Raw genomic sequence first — 19961 nt, 5'->3', positions numbered from 1 at the left:
AAGATACGCGTTCACCAGCCCTACACTGTGAACATTACTGCTTAACATAACGTGAAAGGTCCCAAGTCAATATGAGCCCAGAGAAACATCTCTCAGACTGGCAAGCCAGCCAAACGATTGCTGAATCCATGTCCCCCCTCATCGGCCAGCTTTATCGCCAACAAGGTGTTGAAGTGGTTTTATTTGGAAAAACACTCATCAACGCCACCACCATTGATATCATCAAAGCACATCGTGTTGTCCGTCGCTACACGGGCGAGGCGCTTTCAACCCAGCAAACGATGCCGATTTTACAAAAGTTGACCACGCTTGCTCTGTCGCCATGTCGTATCGACATTGGCCAACTTGCTCATCAATTTTGGCAACAACATGATGATGAACATGGCCTTGAGGATTACCTGCTAACGGCGCTTAATGGTGCGTTGAATGGTGAAACACTCAGTGAGCCTAAGGATGTGGTGCTGTACGGTTTTGGTCGTATTGGTCGCTTGCTGACTCGTCTTTTGATAGAAAAAAGTGGCCCGGGCTATCCACTGCGCTTGCGAGCGATTGTCGTTCGTGGGGGTAAAGCTGGAGATTTAGAAAAACGGGCAAGCTTGCTACGCCGTGACTCAGTTCATGGCCAGTTTAACGGCAGCATCATCATCGATGAGGCTCGTAAGGCCATTATTGCCAACGGCAATTATATCCAAATCATCTACGCCAATAAGCCGCAAGAGGTTGATTACTCAAACTATGGTATTCATAACGCGTTAGTGGTCGACAATACCGGTGTCTGGCGTGATAGCGAAGGGCTTAGCCAACACTTGAACTGTCAAGGGGCAAGTAAAGTGCTGCTGACAGCACCCGGCAAAGGTGAGATTAAAAATATCGTGTTCGGCGTAAACCACGCCGATATTCAGCCCGAAGACACCATTATCTCAGCCGCCAGTTGCACCACCAACGCTATCACGCCGGTACTGAAAGCAATTCATGATCAATATGGCGTACTTTCTGGCCATATCGAAACGGTGCACTCTTTTACCAATGACCAAAACCTTATCGACAATTTCCATTCAGGTGAACGACGTGGCCGCAGCGCATCGCTCAACATGGTGTTAACCTCAACGGGTGCCGCCAAAGCGGTTGCCAAAGCGTTACCTGAACTCGCTGGTAAGTTAACCGGTAATGCGATTCGTGTCCCCACGCCAAACGTGTCGATGGCCGTGGCTAACCTCAACTTAGCCAATGCAGTGAATAAGCAAGATCTTAACGCGTATTTACGTGAAATGGCGCTTAGCTCGCCGCTTTCAGCGCAAATTGATTACACCGACTCAACAGAAATTGTCTCAAGTGATTTGGTTGGCTCTCGCCATGCTGGCGTGGTTGATGGCGCAGCGACGATCGCTCAAGACAACCGCTGCGTGCTCTACATTTGGTATGACAATGAATTTGGCTACAGCGGCCAAGTTGTACATTGTATGGAGCAGATGATGGGCGTTCGTTACCGAACTTTCCCAGCTACCGCCTAGTAAACGGCTTAATATTGTTTTTATCTCCACAACATAATAATAGTGAGTGTTTATCTCACCTCCCCCTGCTTGCCGCCTTTTGATATAAGGCGGCTTTTTTATGAAGTGATCAGTTCAATGAGACTTCAACGTCCGAAACTAATCTGCTCGAACACGCTAAGACATAGCCTTGTTCACGTAGCACCTTCTGGTCATTTAAAGCCAAAGGTTGCAAAATATTCATCAAGTTTCGATGAGGAATGCTGGTGCAGTTGGTCCGATATAAATTTCTTTCACACCCAATGCGAGTAGCGTCAGATCGATAACGATCGCCTTTTGTTCAAACCAAGAAAGAACTAATGTCAGTGGGAGTTCATTCACACCACAAACAAAGACACCAAAATGACTCAAAATTTGAACTACCTGTCAGAGTCCCAATATTATTGGGGGAATGAACGTCGTCCATACAACTCCAAAAATTAGAGACACAACATTCATGTTGGATTCATCTTGGCTGCGTTAACCTAGCTTCAATTCAGAAAGAGGTACAGGTTATGAATAGATTTATTGTGACTACATTTGCGCTGGTTGTAGGGTTTTTTGCGTTGATGCTGAGTTTGCTGCTCGCCATTCCTCTCGCTATTGCAGCGATCATCACTGGCAAACGTATAGAAAAGCAGCTCAAGCGCCACACCTTTACGTCAAAAAGCGGCTACGTTATTGAAGGTGAATATGAAGAAAAAACTCAAGCACACTATCGATGAACAACCCTATTCGCACTCTTTCATTGGCACGGCGAAACTCATTAGAAGCGGGAGGCATTTCCTCCTGCTTTTTTGGTATCAACTAAAGAGTCATGACGACACGGATGGCAAGCGCAATCAGTACTACGCCCGACAAACGGTCAATCAATACGGCACGCGCGCGCAGTTTATCGAGTAATATTGGGCTAGAAAGAATTAAGGTGATGAACGTATACCAAAGCCCGTCCACTAAAAATGGTGTTAACACAATAATAGCTTTGCTGCTCAGTTCGTTGCCGATGGCGACAAATTGACTGAATAACGCGATGAAAAATAGCGCGATTTTAGGACTAAGCAGAGAAATCAATAATCCCTCTTTAGCCGACTGCCACACACTGACCGTCTCACCCGATTCTAATTTAGCCGCCACGCCCCCTTTTGAACGTAATGCATTGATACCCAAATAGGCCAAATACAACGCGCCTGCATAGCCTACGGTCTTAAACAGTAAGGGGGATTGATGCAGTACAACCGCTAAGCCAATTAAGGTAATGAAGGCATAGACACCAATACCAAATGCGTGCGCCCACGCCGTTGCAAACCCACTTTTACGCCCACCAGCGAGGCTGTGTTTGGCCACCATCGCTAGGCTTGGCCCTGGCGACATCGCGCCTAAAATACAAATGGTAAATAGTGATAACCAAACGGTGAATGTCATGGATTTCTCGCTGTTGTTTCGGTGATTTAAGGTAATGACGATAACGAAATGACTCGCATAACGCTACCTGAATGTGGCGCTGCCCAAACGACCTGTTGTTGCAGGTTAGCCGTTGCACCCAATGGGCATAGGCAAACTGAGATAGATGCATATTATTTCGCTTCAGCGTATGCTAACCGCCAGGACGATATTTGGGAACGGAAGCCGTGAATAAGTTAAAACAAGAGATCACCTTGCTGTCTGGTATTGGACAACTTTCCACCACTTTAATGGGAACAGGGCTATTTATGATCCCAGCGATTGCCGCTGGGATTGCAGGTGAGCTCTCACTGTGGGCATGGCTACTGCTTTTTGTGGCGATTTGCCCGATTGCACTGACGTTTGCCGCTCTGGGTAAGCGTTACCCTAACGCCGGCGGAACCGCCTACTTTGTCCGCCAAGCTTTTAACGCTAAGTTGGAACGCTCGGTTGCTTGGCTTTTTGTCAGCGTGATCCCTGTCGGCGTTCCAGCCGCTGTCGCATTGGCGGCAGGCTTTGCTCAACAACTCCTCCCTGCGCCACTGAACTCGGCGATGATAGCGCAAGTATTAACCGTACTGTTGCTGATTGCGGTCAATTTGGCGGGCACCAAATCTTCCGGGCAATTACAAACCGTTATTGCGCTGAGCATTTTCGTATTAGTTGGTGCTTTTTTCTGGATAGGCGATGTTGGTGCTGCAGATTTAACCATGCCCGCACTCAGCACGGACAGTATTTGGCCGATTGGCGCTGCACTCGGAGTGATGTTCTGGTGTTTTGTTGGCATTGAAGCGTTCGCTCATATGGGAGAAGAGTTTAAAAACCCACAGCGCGATTTTCCGATCGCGATCATTGTCGGCTGCTTTGTGGCTGGAATCACCTATTGGGCATGCTCGGTAGTCATCCTCAAATTTGGTGCGTATGGCAGCGCAGAATTTGATAGCACCTCCATTCCTTGGCTGAGCGAACAAATTTTTGGTAGCAGTTTGGCAACGGTGATAAGCCTTATCGGCTTTTTTGCATGCTTTGCGAGCATCAATTTATACACGCAAAGCTTATCTCGCATGGTGTGGGCACAAGCAAGGCAATATCGACCAGAAAGCGCAATCGCCAGAATTTCAATCCGCGGCGTCCCAGCCAATGCAACCATTGCTGTTGGAGTTGTGTTAATGGCTTCTTGCCTGCTTGGTGAATGGTCTGGTCTTAATCTGGAATTTTTCCTAAAACTTGCGAATGGAATCTTTGTCTTAGTTTATCTGTTAGCGATGTTCGCCGCTTATAAATTGCTCAGTGGCATCAACAAACTGTTGGCGGCGATTTCATTGATCCTCTGCACTGCGGTATTTATCTGCTTAGGCTGGTCAATGCTGTATGCTCTGACTATCTTCATTTTGCTCTCTTTACCTTGGCAACGTTTGGCAAGAAAAAGTCAGCCGAAGCAAGAGCTTTAACGTATCGCTTACCTTGCGGTATTGCCGTGCCCACTTAAGTGGGCATCATTCTGCAAATAAAAAATTTTGCCGAAAATAAAAGGCTCTCAATATAGAGAGCCTAAAAAATAGCAAGGAGAGGATATTAAATTTAAGTGCGGATGTGCTTAATCGCGCTGTTTAACTCATCGACATTACGTTGCAAATCAACAACGACAGGCCCGAGTTGATTGATGGCAACGTTCATATCCCCCGAAAGGGCTTTAATGTTACTAAGATTGCTGGAAATTTCGTCGCTCACAGCCAATTGCTCTTCTGTCGCAGCCGATATCGACGTATTCAATTTATGGATCTCAATCGCCGATCCTTGAATGGTACCAAGCGCTTCGTTCGCCACCGACATATTAGAGCGCGTTGACTGCATTTTATCAGCACTCACCCGGATCGTTTTGGTCGATTGTTCTGCTTTCTCTTGCAGCATCGAAATCATGCTTTCGATCTCACCCGTCGATTGTTGAGTTCGTTGGGCAAGTGAGCGTACTTCATCCGCTACCACCGCAAAACCTCGACCTTGCTCACCCGCACGAGCAGCCTCTATTGCCGCGTTCAATGCCAGTAGGTTGGTTTGTTCAGCAATCGCTTTAATCACATCAAGTACATTACCAACGTTATTAGACTCATTAGCAAGTTGCTGGATGATCTCGGATGTTTTGGTAAATTCACCCTCTAAATCACCAAATTCATGGGTCGTTTTATCAAAGACCTGTTTACTGGTACTGGCTTCTTTTTCCGCGCTGCCCGCATACTCTTCTGCCATGGTGGTGCTTTCTGCCACACTAGAGAGCGCCGATGTCATCTCTTCCATCGCCGTCGCCGCCATTTCAAGCTGTTGATTTTGTTGATTCGCCACTTTGACGTTTTGTTTAGTGACATCGCTTATCGTTTCAGAGATGGCCGAAATGGTATGGTTTACTTGGTTTATCTTGCTAATGGTAGTGGCATAACTACCAAGCACTTTATTAATAGCACCGCCGATTATACCCAGTTCGTTGTGACTTTTATCGTCAACTCGCAAAGTCAAATCAGAATTTTTGTCTACTTGTTGTAGCAATTTAGCCATAGTATCAATCGGTTTCACCACTTTCCGATTCACCATCACATAACCGATAATAGCGATAGCAAAAACACTGAGTAATGAGATATTTCCAACCAATACCGTACTTTTTACTTTCTGCGCCGCATCCATGAATTGTTTATTGGTTCGATTTTCTAATTCAATAAAAAACTTATCGATCGGAGCCATGATTTTGGCTTTCTCTTGATGGTATTCATTACTGTGTAAAAGAGAAATCGCCATATTACGGTCTGGCTCTTTTCTAACGGTGTAGTTGCCATTGCTATCAGGATAAAGCCCCTTAACAGCATTCATCGCTTTGACTTCCATATTCACTAAGCCATCTGAATTAGCTTGAGCTTCTTTGAGCAAACTAAACTCTTGCTGAGTAAAACCAAGATCCGTCATCATTTGGTTGAGAGAGATATTCTTACCGTCTGCTTTAGGTTTTTGTCCATATTGCAGCACAAGGTCCCAATATATCGTGTGGTAGTTCTGCGGGCGAGGTTTCTTACCATTACGAATATCAAGAATATCCATGTACATTTTTTCGTATTTTTCATCGCCACTGACCACATAAGTTCGGCCCAACCGAGTTAAGTCATCAGAGCTTTGACGAAGCTCATCGGCCGCTTGGTAAGATTGATAACGAACTTGAGCCATATTATCAACTTGTTGCATTAGCCCATTGAGCTGTAATACCGTCACAACACTAATGACAATACCAATACCGATGACAGCAAACACGAGCTTCATGGTGTTGTTGATATTCATAAAAGTATCCTTCTTCATTTATCAACGAAATTATTTCTGTTTATTCATTATTATTATTGCTTTTAGCATAGGATGAGAATGGCCAAAATGTCGAATTTTACGCCACAATTATTGCGTCAACTTTAAGTACTATCATGCTTCAACTTATTTTTCAGTCGGTACTGGCAACTGAGCCAATACCTCTTTAGCCGCTTCAAAATCAAAATCTTCAATCGCATGCATCAAACTTTTCTTTTGCTCGTCAGACCATAAATTGCATTGTTTAATTTGGTGGATCATATGAATCGCATCAGCATCGTAGTTTTCAACACATTGCACTAATTGTTGGTAGAGCAACGCAATATCACGGTGCTCTTGCTGCGGATGTAATTGTGTCTGCTCCCAATCTCTTAGCTCATCCAACAAAGTAGACATGAACTTTGATACCGTGTTGAGATCTTGAATAGCGGGTTTCGTATGTCGCTGCACAACCCCTTCCATCTCGTTGGCTAGCTGCGCAATAGGCTCAATCCCTAGATTAGCCGCTGAACCTTTTAGGGTGTGCATCACTCGCTCTGCCTCTTCCCACAGCCCCTTATCAATCAATTTAGGGAATGCGGCTATTTCTTGCTGCTGGCTGGCAAGGAAGTGATCCAATATTTCAAAGTATCGCTGCGCATTGCCACCAATTCGGAAAATCGCTTGCTCCACATCAATACCCGTCAATTCTGGGTAGCCAGTGCTCGGTTTCACTTGATTCGGTAATACCGTAGAGGGTACTGGCGTGGTTTCATCCGCCTTTAAATATTTGCGTAATACGTGGTACAAGCGCTGTACATCAATTGGTTTCGCCACATGATCATTCATACCTGCATTTAAACAGTGCTCGACATCTGAAGACATCGCATTGGCGGTCATTGCAACAATCGGTAGCGTTTTCCACTCCTCATGTTGGCGGATCTCTTTCGTCGCACTGATGCCATCCATAATGGGCATCTGCATATCCATCAGCACTAAATCAAAAGCTTCTTGCTGCAATTTCGTCAAAGCTTCTTGCCCATTATTAGCAAGAACAATGCTCAATTGAGTACTTTCTAACAGGCCGAAAGCCACCTCTTGGTTCACTTCGTTATCTTCTACCAAAAGCACTTTTTGCCCAATAAATGTTGGCCTTGTATCATGATCAAGATACTCATGGCTCTGCCTTAATTGCTCGATGCCGTAGCTGTCCATAATGGCATCAAGGAGATTTGATGGGTTCACAGGTTTCACAATCAAGGCATCGACTAATTTACTGTTTTCTCCCACCAAGGAGATTTCTCGGCCGTAAGCCGTGACGAGGAATCGTTTGGTGTTATCAAAAACACCCAATGGTTTCATTCTCTGCAGCAACTCTATGCCATTCATACCCGGCATATTCCAATCAATAAACAGCATATCAAAATGCGTATTGCGAATTTCATCTAGCGCCTCAAAACCGTTACTGACTGACTTCGCTTCAAAATGCATCGCATTGAGCAATGTCATTAAAATATTGCGCGCCGAGTCATTATCATCGACTACCAACGCACGTTTGCCTGCTAGAGCGCTGAGTGGCTTAGCGATATCGCGCATTTTGGCTTCTTGCAGCCCACACTCAACCGTGAATTCAAAGGTGGATCCTGACCCTTCTTCACTGCGAACTTGAATGTCGCCACCCATCAATCCGACTAGCCGTTTACTGATGCTAAGCCCCAAGCCCGTGCCTCCATATTGGCGAGTAATGCTATTATCAGCTTGAGAAAATGCAGAGAATAGAGTGGCTACGTTAGATTCAGCAATGCCAATACCTGTATCAGAAACGGTAAACTTCAAGGTCACGTTGGCGTCGTTTTGCCCCACGACTCGTGCCGAAACGATGATCTCCCCTTGTTCGGTAAATTTCACCGCATTGCCACATAAGTTAACGAGGACTTGCCCCAAACGCAGCGGGTCGCCCACCAAGCCCACTGGAATATGTGGATCGATATCTAATAAAAACTCGATGTTTTTCTCTTGGGCTTTTAGCGAAATCAAGGTGGTGAGGTTATCCAATACCTCATCAAGGCTAAAATCAATGTGCTCAACATTCAGCTTGCCCGCCTCTATTTTGGAAAAATCCAAAATGTCGTTAATGATGCCAAGCAAGTTTTTCGCCGATTCATTAATCCGTGAAATGTATTTTTGTTGCGTAGGATTGAGCTCGGTATTGAGTGCTAGATGGGCCATGCCCAAAATGGCATTCATTGGTGTACGGATCTCGTGGCTCATGTTCGCAAGGAAATCGCCTTTGGCTTGGCTCATGGCATCCGCGGTCTCTTTAGCTTCTCTTAATTGCTCTTCCATCTGCTTGCGATCGGTTAAATCAAGCAAAATTCCGACAATTCCAGAAACTTCACCACGATTATTTTGGAAAGAAGCTTCGTATACCAACATCTCTCTTTTGTGGTGCGAAGCGTCATAGAGAGACAATTCGTAATCTTGCGAAGACTGCTCCTCTCCAAGCCTTTTATGTACTTGGGCAAAAATGGTCGCCGTTTCATTTTGAAAGATATCTTGCGGCGATTTACCGATAATTTGCTCGGCCGACAGGCCAACTAAATCCATAAACTTAGCGTTAATGGTGAGATACGTACCCGAGGCCGACAAGCAATACATGGGGTTCGGCGTCGCATCGAGGATCTCTTGATTCAGTTGAGATTGTTCGAGTACTTTCTGCTCGGCTCGTCGCTGAATTTCAATGTTTTGGCTCAATTGAATACTGACCGATAAGTCATCCAACATTTGCGATAACCACTGGAATTGCAAACTCGACAACGACCCGATAGTACCCAGCTCTAGTAAAGCGACAGGATGCTGATTGACGTGCAGCGGCAAATAATACACTTCGTTAATAACTAACTTGCCACCGTTAAATTCAATGTGACAGTTGCCATCGAGTGCTTTCATCGCATAGGGCTGACCGCTGAGCAACACGCTAAGCTGCGTCGAGGATGGATCGGTGTATTCTCTGGCCGAATGCTCACCATAACCCACTCCAGCCACTCGTTTTAATACGCCCTCTTGATAGATGTACATGCCAACCATTTCCAAAGGAAATTGATGCAGTAAGAATTGCGTAACTTCATTACACAAACGGTCCGTAGAATCGTTTTTGCGCAGGATGATATTGAAATCTTTAAGCAAGGTATTTTGGCTAAGCTGCTCAGCGATATGATGAAACACCACATTCAAACTGTCGATAAAATGTTGCAGCTCTGCATAGGCGGTTTGAGTGATCGTAAAAGCGTAATCTTCCCGTTTGACTTGAGTCACAACCGTTTTGAGTAGCTGACTTAACGGATTGATGTAAAGACGCCACAGCAGAACAAAGGAGGCGATGATCACGCTGAGTAAGGTTAATACTAACGCCAAGTTTATCCATTCATAACGCAGCGCTTCGCTATCGGCACGTTGAATGTTTTGCTCCATGCGTTGCATGATCGATTGATGTGCAGAACCAATCGCCTGCATAATTTTCGCCTTTTCCGCGAAGTATTGGTCACCATAGAGAATAGCCCGAGCCAATTCCAGATCCGGCTCACCTGTGTCGACAAATTCGCCTTGGCTATTCTTTTTCCATCCTTTGATGGCCATGAAGGCTTCTCTTTCGAGTGACACCAGTGAATCAGACAACGTAAGCGCATTTTTGAGCTCTAAAAACTCCACCGATTCAATGCCCGAAAGACGCATTCTATCGAGTAACGAAGGGTTGTCTGGTGCGCCACCCAGTGAACGGGCAAGTAGTTTGTTTTGTGCAACGACATCCCAAAATTCGTACTCATTCCCTTTCGGTAAAGGCACCGAACCATTTCTGACGCTCAGTACATAATTAAAAAGGTTGAGCCACTTTTCATCGCCCGTCGAAGCGTAGGCCCGGGCAAATTTGGTTAAGTGATCTGAACTCTGCTTCAACTCTTGTGACAGACGATAGAATTGGTAAAGTTCGTCGTTCAGTTGTCGACTCTCAGTTCTCAGAGCGGCCACTTTGTCTGTGATACTAAACATCGCAATGGAACATAATCCCATAGCAATAAATAAGACGGTGAATAAAGTTCGGATGGATCGCATGTGAAGCGCCTTCTTAATAATTTTCTCACTCTATTAACGCTGAGATTAGCTATAGTTATTGATAAGTTTAGACTTAAACCCAACCTTCGCCGCTCAATTGCTATTTTTTATTAGGAAAGACTCATGCCCATCGAAAACTTGGACAATTGTACCGTGTTAATCGTCGATGATTCGCCAGATAACCTTGCATTTATGTCACAGGGGTTGGCTAACCGATATCATGTCAAGGCCGCTAAATCAGGCCCGATGGCACTCAGTATCTTAGACAAGTTTTCTATTGACCTAGTGTTGCTCGATATTGTGATGCCGGAAATGTCAGGTTTTGAAGTCATACAAAAGATCATGGCAAACCCTAATACCCAAGACATCCCTGTGATTTTTCTGACCGCAAAAGATAACCCTGAAGATCAAAAACTGGGGTTTGAGTTAGGTGCGGTTGACTATGTATACAAACCCGTAAGCGTACCGTTGCTAAGAGCTAGAGTAGATACTCACCTGCAAAACAAGATCTCAAAAGACATACTGAAAAACCAAAATGGCTACTTGGAAAAAGAGGTGATCAAACGTTCAAATGAATTGGATAAAATGCAAGACGCGGTCGTGTATGCTCTCGCCAGCCTCGCTGAAACCAGAGACCCAGATACTGGTAACCATATCCTGCGAACACAACATTACGTCAAAGCGTTAGCCGAGCAACTGGCTAAGCTGCCAAAATATCAACAAAAGCTAACGCCGAATGTTATTAATACCTACTTTAAAGCCGCCCCTTTACACGATATTGGTAAAGTGGGCATCGCCGACAACATACTATTAAAACCAGGAAAACTGGACAGTGATGAATTTGAGATCATGAAAGGCCATGCCAGCTTAGGGCTACGTGCGCTAGAAAAAGCGGAAAAGATGTCAGGCGCGAAAAATGACCTTATCGATATGGCGAAAGAGATCGCCCATGGGCACCATGAAAAATGGGATGGCTCTGGCTATCCTAACGGTTTACAAGGTGATGCTATACCGCTCAGCGCACGGTTAATGGCTGTCGCTGATGTTTATGACGCTCTGATTTGCCGACGCATCTATAAGGAGCCGATGCCTCACGCCGATGCGAAAGGGATTATTTTGGACGGAAGAGGAAGCCATTTTGACCCTGAAGTCATTGATGCCTTCTTGGCAATAGAAGAGCGCTTTATTTCGATTGCCCATGAATACGCCGACGATTGATATCTTGGTAAGCAACGTATTATTAAACAAAAAGATAAACGTATGAAGGTAACCTTTCGCCCCGCAAGTGACAGCGATTATCAATTTGCTTTTGATCTAAAAAAAGTCGCAGAAATGGATGGTATTACGGCGATATTTGGCTGGGATGAAGAGTTGCAGCAAGTGCTGCATCGCCAAGAATGGCATTCTGGTCTCCCAACGATCATCTGCGCTGATGGCCAACCGATTGGCACTTATTTACTGCAGAGCAAGCATGAAACGCTCTACTTCTCGCGCTTTTTTATTCTGCCAGATTTTCAAAATAGAGGGGTGGGTAGCCAAGTGTTACAACTGGTCGTCAACCAAGCCAATCTGACTCAATACCCATGTAAGCTCTGTTATTTGAAAGGTAGCCCCGTCGGTGCTTTGTATCAGCGATTTGGGTTTACGCACTACCAAATGGACGATGAGTTTTCTCATATGCGTTTCATTCCAACGCCCAAAGGCCAATAGCTCAGTACCCTTTGTGCTATCTTAAATTAAGGTTAGCGATCGGCAAACAGTCTACGCGGCGAGAAAATAAGCTTCATCATTAACGCCAGCCCACCTGTAGCATAACAAAATGGTTACATTTGTTTATTCATATTCATTACTTATTGAATAAAATGCGTGAGCAATCTCTGATTAATGTCGTTTCATTTATAGGGTAAATGGTTGTGTGAACAAGGTTTCATCTTTTTTTAACGTTACGTTAGACAATATTTTCATTAACACCTTTGGATAGGAAACAGATATGTTGTATTTGGAATTTTTATTCCTGCTATTAATGCTCTATATAGGCTCACGCTACGGTGGTATTGGCCTTGGTGTGGTTTCTGGTATTGGCTTGGTCATTGAAGTTTTTGTCTTCAAAATGCCACCCACATCACCACCGATCACCGTCATGTTGATCATTCTTGCCGTTGTCACCTGTGCTTCAATACTCGAAGCGGCTGGCGGATTGAAATACATGCTGCAAGTGGCAGAACGTTTACTGCGTAAGAACCCGAAAAATGTCACTTTGATTGCACCGTTCGTCACTTACGCAATGACGTTTATGCTGGGTACTGGCCATGCGGTATATTCCATCATGCCGATCATTGGTGATGTGGCATTGAAAAATGGGATCCGTCCTGAACGTCCAATGGCTGCGTCTTCTGTTGCTTCGCAAATCGCGATTACCGCTTCCCCAATCTCAGCGGCCGTTGTCTACTACCTTGCTCAATTGTCGAATATTCAACACGAGATCACCTTACTCTCTATTTTGCTGGTCACTGTACCTGCGACCTTATTCGGTACGCTGTTGATGTCTTTGTACAGCTTGCGCCGCGGGAAAGAACTAGATGATGATCCTGAGTATCAAGAACGTCTGCAAGATCCAGTGTGGAAAGAGAAAATCCTAAACACAACCGCGACAACGCTGAATGAAACGTTACCCGCGGCAGCGCGTAATTCTGTGTTGATTTTCATTGGTGCGATATTAACCATAGTCGTGCTAGCGATGGTGCCAGAAACACGCACTATTGTTGAAGGCAGTAAACCGATCAGTATGGCGGTGGTTATTCAGATGATGATGCTCTGCTTTGGCGGTATCATTTTACTGGCAACCAAAACCGACCCACGAGATGTACCAAACGGTGTGGTATTCAAATCAGGTATGGTAGCGGCAATTGCCATCTTCGGTATCGCTTGGATGTCGGATACCTATTTCCAACACGCGATGCCGCAGTTTAAATCAGGCATTGTTGAGATGGTTACCGACCATCACTGGACCTTCGCGCTTGCACTATTCATTGTTTCTGTTGTGGTGAACTCACAAGCCGCAGTAGCGGTGATGATGTTACCTGTAGGCCTCGGGCTAGGTTTAGAACCTGCGCTACTGGTGGGATTAATGCCCGCACTGTACGGATACTTCTTCATTCCAAACTATCCGTCAGATATTGCAACGGTCAACTTTGATACCACAGGAACCACCAAAATCGGTAAGTACTACTTCAACCACTCGTTCATGTCCGTCGGTTTAATTGGCGTCGTGAGTGCGTGCTGTTTAGGTTATGTGCTGAGCCAAATCATCATTGGTTAACCCACTGTAAATGCCCCAGACTGATACAGCGCTGGGGTGTGTTTACTGCTAAATAAAAAAGTTCACCCAACTGAGCCTGAAGCCGTTGGGTGCACTTTTTCTTTATTTAACTGCCCTTTTCTTTATTTAAACGTCATGCTTGATAATGTTGTTGTCCAATAAGAAGCCAACAATGTCAATCGACGCCATGCCATCAAAATTGAATTGGCTGGCAAGATCTTGCACCACAATGGTTTGATGTACGTTATTGTCCGTCAGAATTTCCAATTCCACATCCGTCGTGTTGGTCATCACTTTCGCTTCTATCTGATGAGAAGTGTGTAGCGAAACGAGCAGTTGATCCATGGGCAAATGTAAATCAGCCACAACATCAGTGAGATCTATAACATCACCTTCACCAGCGTTGAAATCAGTGATAGTGTCGGTTTGCTCATCAACAGTATCGAGCGTCCATTTAAATATGTCAGCGCCACTTCCCCCGGTTAAGATGTCGGCACCAAGCCCGCCAATCAAGGTATCATTTCCGCCACCACCCACTAAAGAGTCATCACCATCGCCACCTTCAAGGTGATCATGACCACTGCCTCCTAGCAACTGCGCTCCAACATTACCGGCGAGCAATTGCGTATCATCCCCGTTCGTTGATTGATCAATCGTGCTACCGTCAGGCAATACTTCAATCGCAATATCAATTGATGCAGAGGCTGCACGGCTACCATCCGTTTCTGTTGAGATAGCCGCTACCGACAGAGTGTGTTGCCCTAAATCGAGCCCGCTAACCTGTAATCCGTCGATAGCATCAGCGGAAACACTCCACACTCCGTTTTGCTCAGTCACACTGCCCGAGCTACTAGAAAGGGTAGCGCCACTTGGCAGACTGTCGATCTCCAATGACAACACTTCATGGCTATCCGTTAATGCCGCGATTATCCCCAGCAATGCAATACCTTGAGCGCTGATACTTTGGCTAACATACGTCTGCTTCATATAATTAAAGCTCGGGTCAAGGGTTAATATCGGCGTATTGGCTTTGGGCGTCACCGCAATACTAACGGTTTCTGTCTCTTCTAGCGCCATACCAGAAACATTGTCGGCATAAACACCACCATCATTGGCCTTAATTGTCAGATCAATATGGTCACTACCAATCGCGGTGGCATCAACAAAAATGCCGCTGGCGGGATCGCTGCTATTAAGTAGTGCGTTGATATCCGATAACGTGCCTTGTAGGACAAGTTCTCCAGCCAAATTGGTGCTCTGCGTGACAGAACTTAACGCGGGGATCACGGCACTGAGCAAACCTTCGCTCACGCTCAAAATCACTGTCATGATGTCGTTGGCATGTGAGCCTGCATAATCGATATCACTCACACTCAAGCCGGTAACTTTTTGCCCCGCCTCTTCATCAATAGTTGTGGTGACCGTAGCACTATCAATGGTGGGCGCATCATTGACCGCCTGAACATCAACTGAAACAGTAAACTCACGCGCAGGCCCCAAATGTTCAGTACCGTCCAGCCCTGTATCGACCGACTGTACTTTAATCGTCAGATCTCCCGCCCAAGTGTCCTTATGCCAATCACCAGAATTAAAAATCAGTTTATCTAAGCTTTGCGCATCGGCATTCAACAGCCATACTCCACCACCGATGTAAGTCCCCAGCGTGCCATCAGGCAATGCAATACTTGCTCCATCTGGCACCCCGGAAACATCAATTCTCAACGTTTCTGGTGAGTTTTCACTATGGTTCGTACCAGCTGCAATGGAATCGGCTTTATCGATAATTTGCGCGTTGATATCAATTTCAATGTCAACGCCTTCATCGCCAGCGCCGTTAGTCACTGGTTCAACATCCACCACATCCCCAACGGGCGTAATATCTAATCTAAAGCTGCCGTTATGCTCTACTGGCACACCAAGCAAGGATTCTTCGGTGAAGACCTTGATGCCGATTTCCACTTCGCCACTAAAGTTCTTCGCAGGTTTCATCGCAATATCGGATAAATTGATCGAGGTTTGTGCTGGGTTGTTAATCTGAATGCTCCACTCACCACCACCATTATTTTTCACGGTATAGTCAGAAGAGAGAGAACTCACGACAAAATCCGTCGGCACCCCAGTAAGCTTGATCGACACAAATACCTCAGAGCCATCTGTATCGGTCAGATCAACGGTAAATTCGGAACCCGGTTTAGAAAGGACAATCCACTCATCTTCCAGACCGCTCACTTCAATATTGCTGCTACCACCACTGGAAATAATGACGTCGTCTACCACTGGCGTCACATCAAAACTTACTTGTGTGGTAAATGGTTTATCAGCATCAGTATTAGCCACACCCAACGCATTGGCATTGGTATCATCAAATTGCGTGATATCAGTCACTTTCCCCGCCACGGTAATGTTGACGGTATTATCATCATCGCCAGTCGGATAATTGGGTGCGGGTTTGAAATAAACATTGTCTAATGCCGCAGGTAGCTGAGGCTGACTAAAAGTGATACTGGTACCGAGATCATTGCCTTGCGCATCAACAAAGGTTCCGATATTGGTTCCTTGTAGGGTTAAGGTGACTTCGCTCAGCACCTCTTGTCCTTCCGTAGCGCTATTGCGAATATCAGCAAGGTCAATGTCGAGCGAAAGATGAATAATACCATCTTCATACCCGATGCCGTCATTGGTCGGAACGTCGGACGAGCTTGAAGTCGGCTGATGATTTGCATCTAACCCAAGCGTGCCTTCTATGGTCAATGTCGCTTTGGGTGTAGTGTCATCATCTTGCGGTTGATGCGTTCCGGGAACATCGGCCACAGGAGAAACTGCCACTGGGATTTGCGTACTGAAGGTTTTTTCATCACCAGAAGCCGTGTCTGTCGTTACAAAAGTGATCGGCAAATTAAAGTCGCCCGCGTAATCTTCGGGCAGATGCAGATGCAGATTTTCTAACCCTGAAATCGAGCCATCGGTATTAACGGTACCTTTGTATACATACAAGCCATCAACGAAGTCAAAATGACCACCAGATAAACTTGCGCCCGCTGGCAGCACACTTTGCGCGATGACAATACTGAGCTCATCTTCTACACCATCAAAACCTGAAGCGCTCACCATCAATTTATCTTGGATTTGCTGACCTAAATTAATAGCGTTATCTTCGATGCCTAATACAATATCATCCGCATTGCCAACTAAAGTAATGTCAGCTGCTACCGTGTTGTTGCCCGTAGCAGTGAGCGGAAATTGTAAGGTGAGCTCTGATTGCACTTGTCGAACTACTTTGGCTTCAGAGCTGTCTTCCCCTAGGTCATACACTTGGGCAAAAATGGTCACAGTGATGTCGTTATAACCATCACCATCAGGATCGTTACCACTACTCAATGTCAGGCCATTCGGTGCTTTTACACTGAAATTCTGCTCATCAACAATGGTCCATGAGCCATCCCCATTATTAATTGCACCAGTAATCAGTAGTTGATCAAGTACCTGTGGCGTAATATTGCTAAAACGCACCACCAGTTGGTCGACCACTTCTAATGATTGGTAACCTTCTGTCGATTGAGTGTCTGCATTATCAAAGCGTATAACGTTCGCATTAGGCTCGCCGCCGGCCGCATCATTAATAGTAAAGTAGATAGCACCAGAGGCATCTGCGACAGCTTTGTTTGTGACTACGCCGTTGTCTTCAACACGCAGTTGTCCATCAGCTTCAACTATCGGCCTTACCGTGATATCAACAGAGCCATGAATGACTTTCGAAGCAATACCTTCGCCAGAATTGATTGCATCGACGTATTCGTTGTCTTGCTCTTTAACCACAATCTCAGTGCTCAAGGTAAAATCAGTACTGGAGTGCTCTGGTGGCCGAACTTGAACGTAACCAGTTGTCAGCACTTGCGCTGAGAAATCTTGATCGCTCTGTCCCAGTGCGGGGGTCAAAATGAGCTTGCCATCACTATCTAAGGTCGTAACAACACCATCGACGTAAATAGTACTACCTGCTGGGAAGCCAGAAAGTGTAACAGAGGCAAAATATTCATCAGCATCAAGATGTTGTTCCTCTTCTGGCTGCCAATGGATATTAATGCGGCTGTCCTCGTTACCAAGCGAGTGTGATTGATAGTTGTCAACAACATCAATCACTGGTGCCACTTTAATGCGAATTTCCGACTCAATTTGACGCGTATGTCCATCATTTTCAGTAACGATGGTGGTCATTTTGATGTTGATGTTTTCGGTCGATGAATGAGATGGCTCAACTCGAATACCTGAATCAACCTGCGCTGAAGTTAGATTCGCCTGATAAATAGGTTGTTGCGCAGTATCGTAACCAACAAATACCAAGTTAATCACGCTACCAACACTGTCATACAATTTGACACCATCTGGAATGTTCGACAGCAAAACGGTGATCGACTCAGAGCTGTCAGTTGGATTATCCGCAAGCTCACCGGATAACACACTAAAGCCAAAGCCAACGGATTGATTTTCATCAATCGTCGTTTCAATCACTTGCAGACCATTTTCACTAAATTCATTCCAAGTGTTAGTACTGTTTGAGTGAAAATCAATGGTTGGAATATCTGCTACGCCCTTAACTGAAACATTAACCGTCTTAGCACCTAACGATATTTCATCTGTCACCACACTCGTAGAAAGATTGACGCTATCTTTAATAATTCCTTCAACAGAGAAGGTAAAATCAGCGTTGCTATGCAATGGGGGTAGCACTTCAACTTGGTCAAGATATTGTTCAGGAACTTCATAATAAGTATGACCATTGGCATCGGTTATTTGTGATATTTCGCTGGCTCCGGCTCCCAACCAAATCAGTGTGACACCTGTTTCTGAAAAATCAGAAAGACGCACATAGAGTGTTTCTGAACCATCAGAATCAACGGATCCGGCCATCGTAATGACTTCACTTAATAACAAGGGATCGTGATCTGTGGTGGGGTCAACGGTATTTTGCGTAGCGGCATTATCTTCAAAAACATTGACTCGATTGACAGAGAAGCTGCCCATGTCGGCAACAGGGCTAACATCTATCACGATTTCTTTCGTTTCTGATCGGGCGCTCTCTTTACCAACGTGAGCGTTATTTTGCTCGGTCGTGATCGCTGTAATATCAAGTTTGATCTGACCACTGAAATTATCATTGGGGTCAACTTGTACTTGGTTAATGTTACTCGCGCTAACAAGATAATAGTGACCTGAAGCATCCGAGCTCATTACAACTGGCGTACCATCGGCATAAACTAGCTGCGCCTCACCTTCACCTTGAGTAAAGCGGATCTCATACAGGATTGTTTCGGGGGTACTGTCATCTTGTGTCTGCGCTAAAACATCGAGAGTAATATTGTCACTATCTTCTACTGCATCATAATGAAATTGGCTGCTTGAGTTCCAAGTAGCAATATCGGCCACACTTTCCACCTCAATGCGCAATTTCCCGTTCACATTATGATCGTGCAGGCCATTATTCAAAACTTGTACAGCGATATTAAGTTGGAAGCCACCGTCAGCGCTGGCATAGTGGCGGTCAGGCACAAAATACAAGTTTTCAACCTTCGCCACGCTGCCGGTTAGACTTTGCTCAACCGCATCAGCCGGTAGTACAAACCGTCCACTGACGACCTCTAGCTTGACATAGACACCAGAGTCGTTGAGATAATAAAAATCGCCATGCGCGTTGCTGGTCGTGATTTTTACATCACCAATCGATTCATTGCGATCCAAATCATAAAGATTGATCTGCAAATCCACTTTAAGCGGTGAAGTATTTAAGCCGGATTGGTTATCTTGGCTATTAGTGATTTGATCGGGGTCGTTAAACAAAATAGTGACACCATCGCGTCCAGCGTCTTCAGCGCCAATAACATTAGCAACTGTGATAGTGGCATTTCTATCAAGAATATTGATGTTCAACTGTTCGGTTGAGGCATCACCATCAAAATCTTGCGCAGTGACATCGACAGTAAATGAAATGGTCGGATCATCACCATGTTCAAGGCTAGCAACTGGTTTAAATGTCGCGTTACCGTTAGGCGTAATAGTCAGTGTGCCTAAATCGCGCTCAACACCATTTTTTATTTCGACAACCGTGACTGTTTTGGTTACTCCGTTAAGTTGAACTTCATTAGCTAAACTTACGCTGTTAGCCTCTCTAAATTGAATATCCCGACCCGCTTCATCAACGGCCACAAATTTAGTGATCGCACCATGATCTGCACCTTGAGTATCCGGCGAGG

At 45.3% G+C, this 19961-nt stretch carries 10 protein-coding genes and 1 pseudogene; 6 read left to right on the top strand and 5 right to left on the bottom strand.

Annotated features, from left to right (window positions below; translation table 11 throughout):
* Positions 1 to 71 precede the first annotated feature (71 nt).
* A complete protein-coding gene (locus AACT18_RS13885) occupies positions 72 to 1511 on the top strand; it encodes a glyceraldehyde-3-phosphate dehydrogenase (protein WP_094125610.1) in 1440 nt (479 codons plus the stop codon).
* 228 nt (positions 1512 to 1739) lie between these two features.
* Here AACT18_RS13885 and AACT18_RS18145 read toward each other — a convergent pair.
* Positions 1740 to 1883 (bottom strand): annotated as a pseudogene (locus tag AACT18_RS18145) (hydroxylamine reductase); the annotation flags it as partial.
* 161 nt (positions 1884 to 2044) lie between these two features.
* Here AACT18_RS18145 and AACT18_RS13875 point away from each other — a divergent pair.
* Positions 2045 to 2254 (top strand): hypothetical protein, encoded by a 210-nt coding sequence (locus tag AACT18_RS13875; protein WP_017045072.1) that lies wholly within the window; start codon positions 2045 to 2047, stop codon positions 2252 to 2254.
* A gap of 82 nt (positions 2255 to 2336) precedes the next feature.
* On the opposite strand, the gene AACT18_RS13870 is transcribed toward AACT18_RS13875, so the two are convergent.
* Positions 2337 to 2951, bottom strand: a complete 615-nt coding sequence (locus AACT18_RS13870; protein ID WP_088729384.1) for a LysE family translocator — start codon at positions 2949 to 2951, stop codon at positions 2337 to 2339.
* 191 nt (positions 2952 to 3142) lie between these two features.
* On the opposite strand from AACT18_RS13870, the gene yjeH reads away from it, so the two are divergent.
* Complete coding sequence (yjeH, locus tag AACT18_RS13865) at positions 3143 to 4420, top strand: L-methionine/branched-chain amino acid transporter (protein ID WP_094125612.1); 1278 nt, start codon at positions 3143 to 3145, stop codon at positions 4418 to 4420.
* A gap of 130 nt (positions 4421 to 4550) precedes the next feature.
* Here yjeH and AACT18_RS13860 read toward each other — a convergent pair whose 3' ends face one another.
* Complete coding sequence (locus AACT18_RS13860) at positions 4551 to 6287, bottom strand: methyl-accepting chemotaxis protein (protein ID WP_094125613.1); 1737 nt, start codon at positions 6285 to 6287, stop codon at positions 4551 to 4553.
* A gap of 144 nt (positions 6288 to 6431) precedes the next feature.
* Positions 6432 to 10394, bottom strand: a complete 3963-nt coding sequence (locus AACT18_RS13855) for a hybrid sensor histidine kinase/response regulator (protein ID WP_094125614.1) — start codon at positions 10392 to 10394, stop codon at positions 6432 to 6434.
* Positions 10395 to 10517: 123 nt separating this feature from the next.
* On the opposite strand from AACT18_RS13855, the gene AACT18_RS13850 reads away from it, so the two are divergent.
* The 3 genes from AACT18_RS13850 to AACT18_RS13840 all read left to right on the top strand — a co-directional run bounded on the left by AACT18_RS13850 (position 10518) and on the right by AACT18_RS13840 (position 13713).
* Positions 10518 to 11612 carry a response regulator gene (locus AACT18_RS13850; RefSeq protein WP_013868403.1) on the top strand — a complete coding sequence of 365 codons (1095 nt, stop codon included), beginning with the start codon at positions 10518 to 10520 and terminating at the stop codon, positions 11610 to 11612.
* 42 nt (positions 11613 to 11654) lie between these two features.
* Positions 11655 to 12104, top strand: a complete 450-nt coding sequence (locus tag AACT18_RS13845; protein ID WP_094125615.1) for a GNAT family N-acetyltransferase — start codon at positions 11655 to 11657, stop codon at positions 12102 to 12104.
* A gap of 280 nt (positions 12105 to 12384) precedes the next feature.
* Entirely contained in the window at positions 12385 to 13713 is a 1329-nt protein-coding gene (locus AACT18_RS13840; RefSeq protein WP_094125616.1) for an anaerobic C4-dicarboxylate transporter, read from the top strand.
* Positions 13714 to 13839: 126 nt separating this feature from the next.
* Here AACT18_RS13840 and AACT18_RS13835 read toward each other — a convergent pair.
* The coding region (locus AACT18_RS13835) for a type I secretion C-terminal target domain-containing protein (protein ID WP_141138108.1) at positions 13840 to 19961 on the bottom strand (6122 nt) is incomplete at its 5' end.

This window comes from Vibrio sp. V04_P4A5T148, from assembly GCF_963875605.1.
Classification (GTDB): domain Bacteria; phylum Pseudomonadota; class Gammaproteobacteria; order Enterobacterales; family Vibrionaceae; genus Vibrio; species Vibrio anguillarum.
This window is presented reverse-complemented; position numbering and strand designations above follow the sequence as displayed.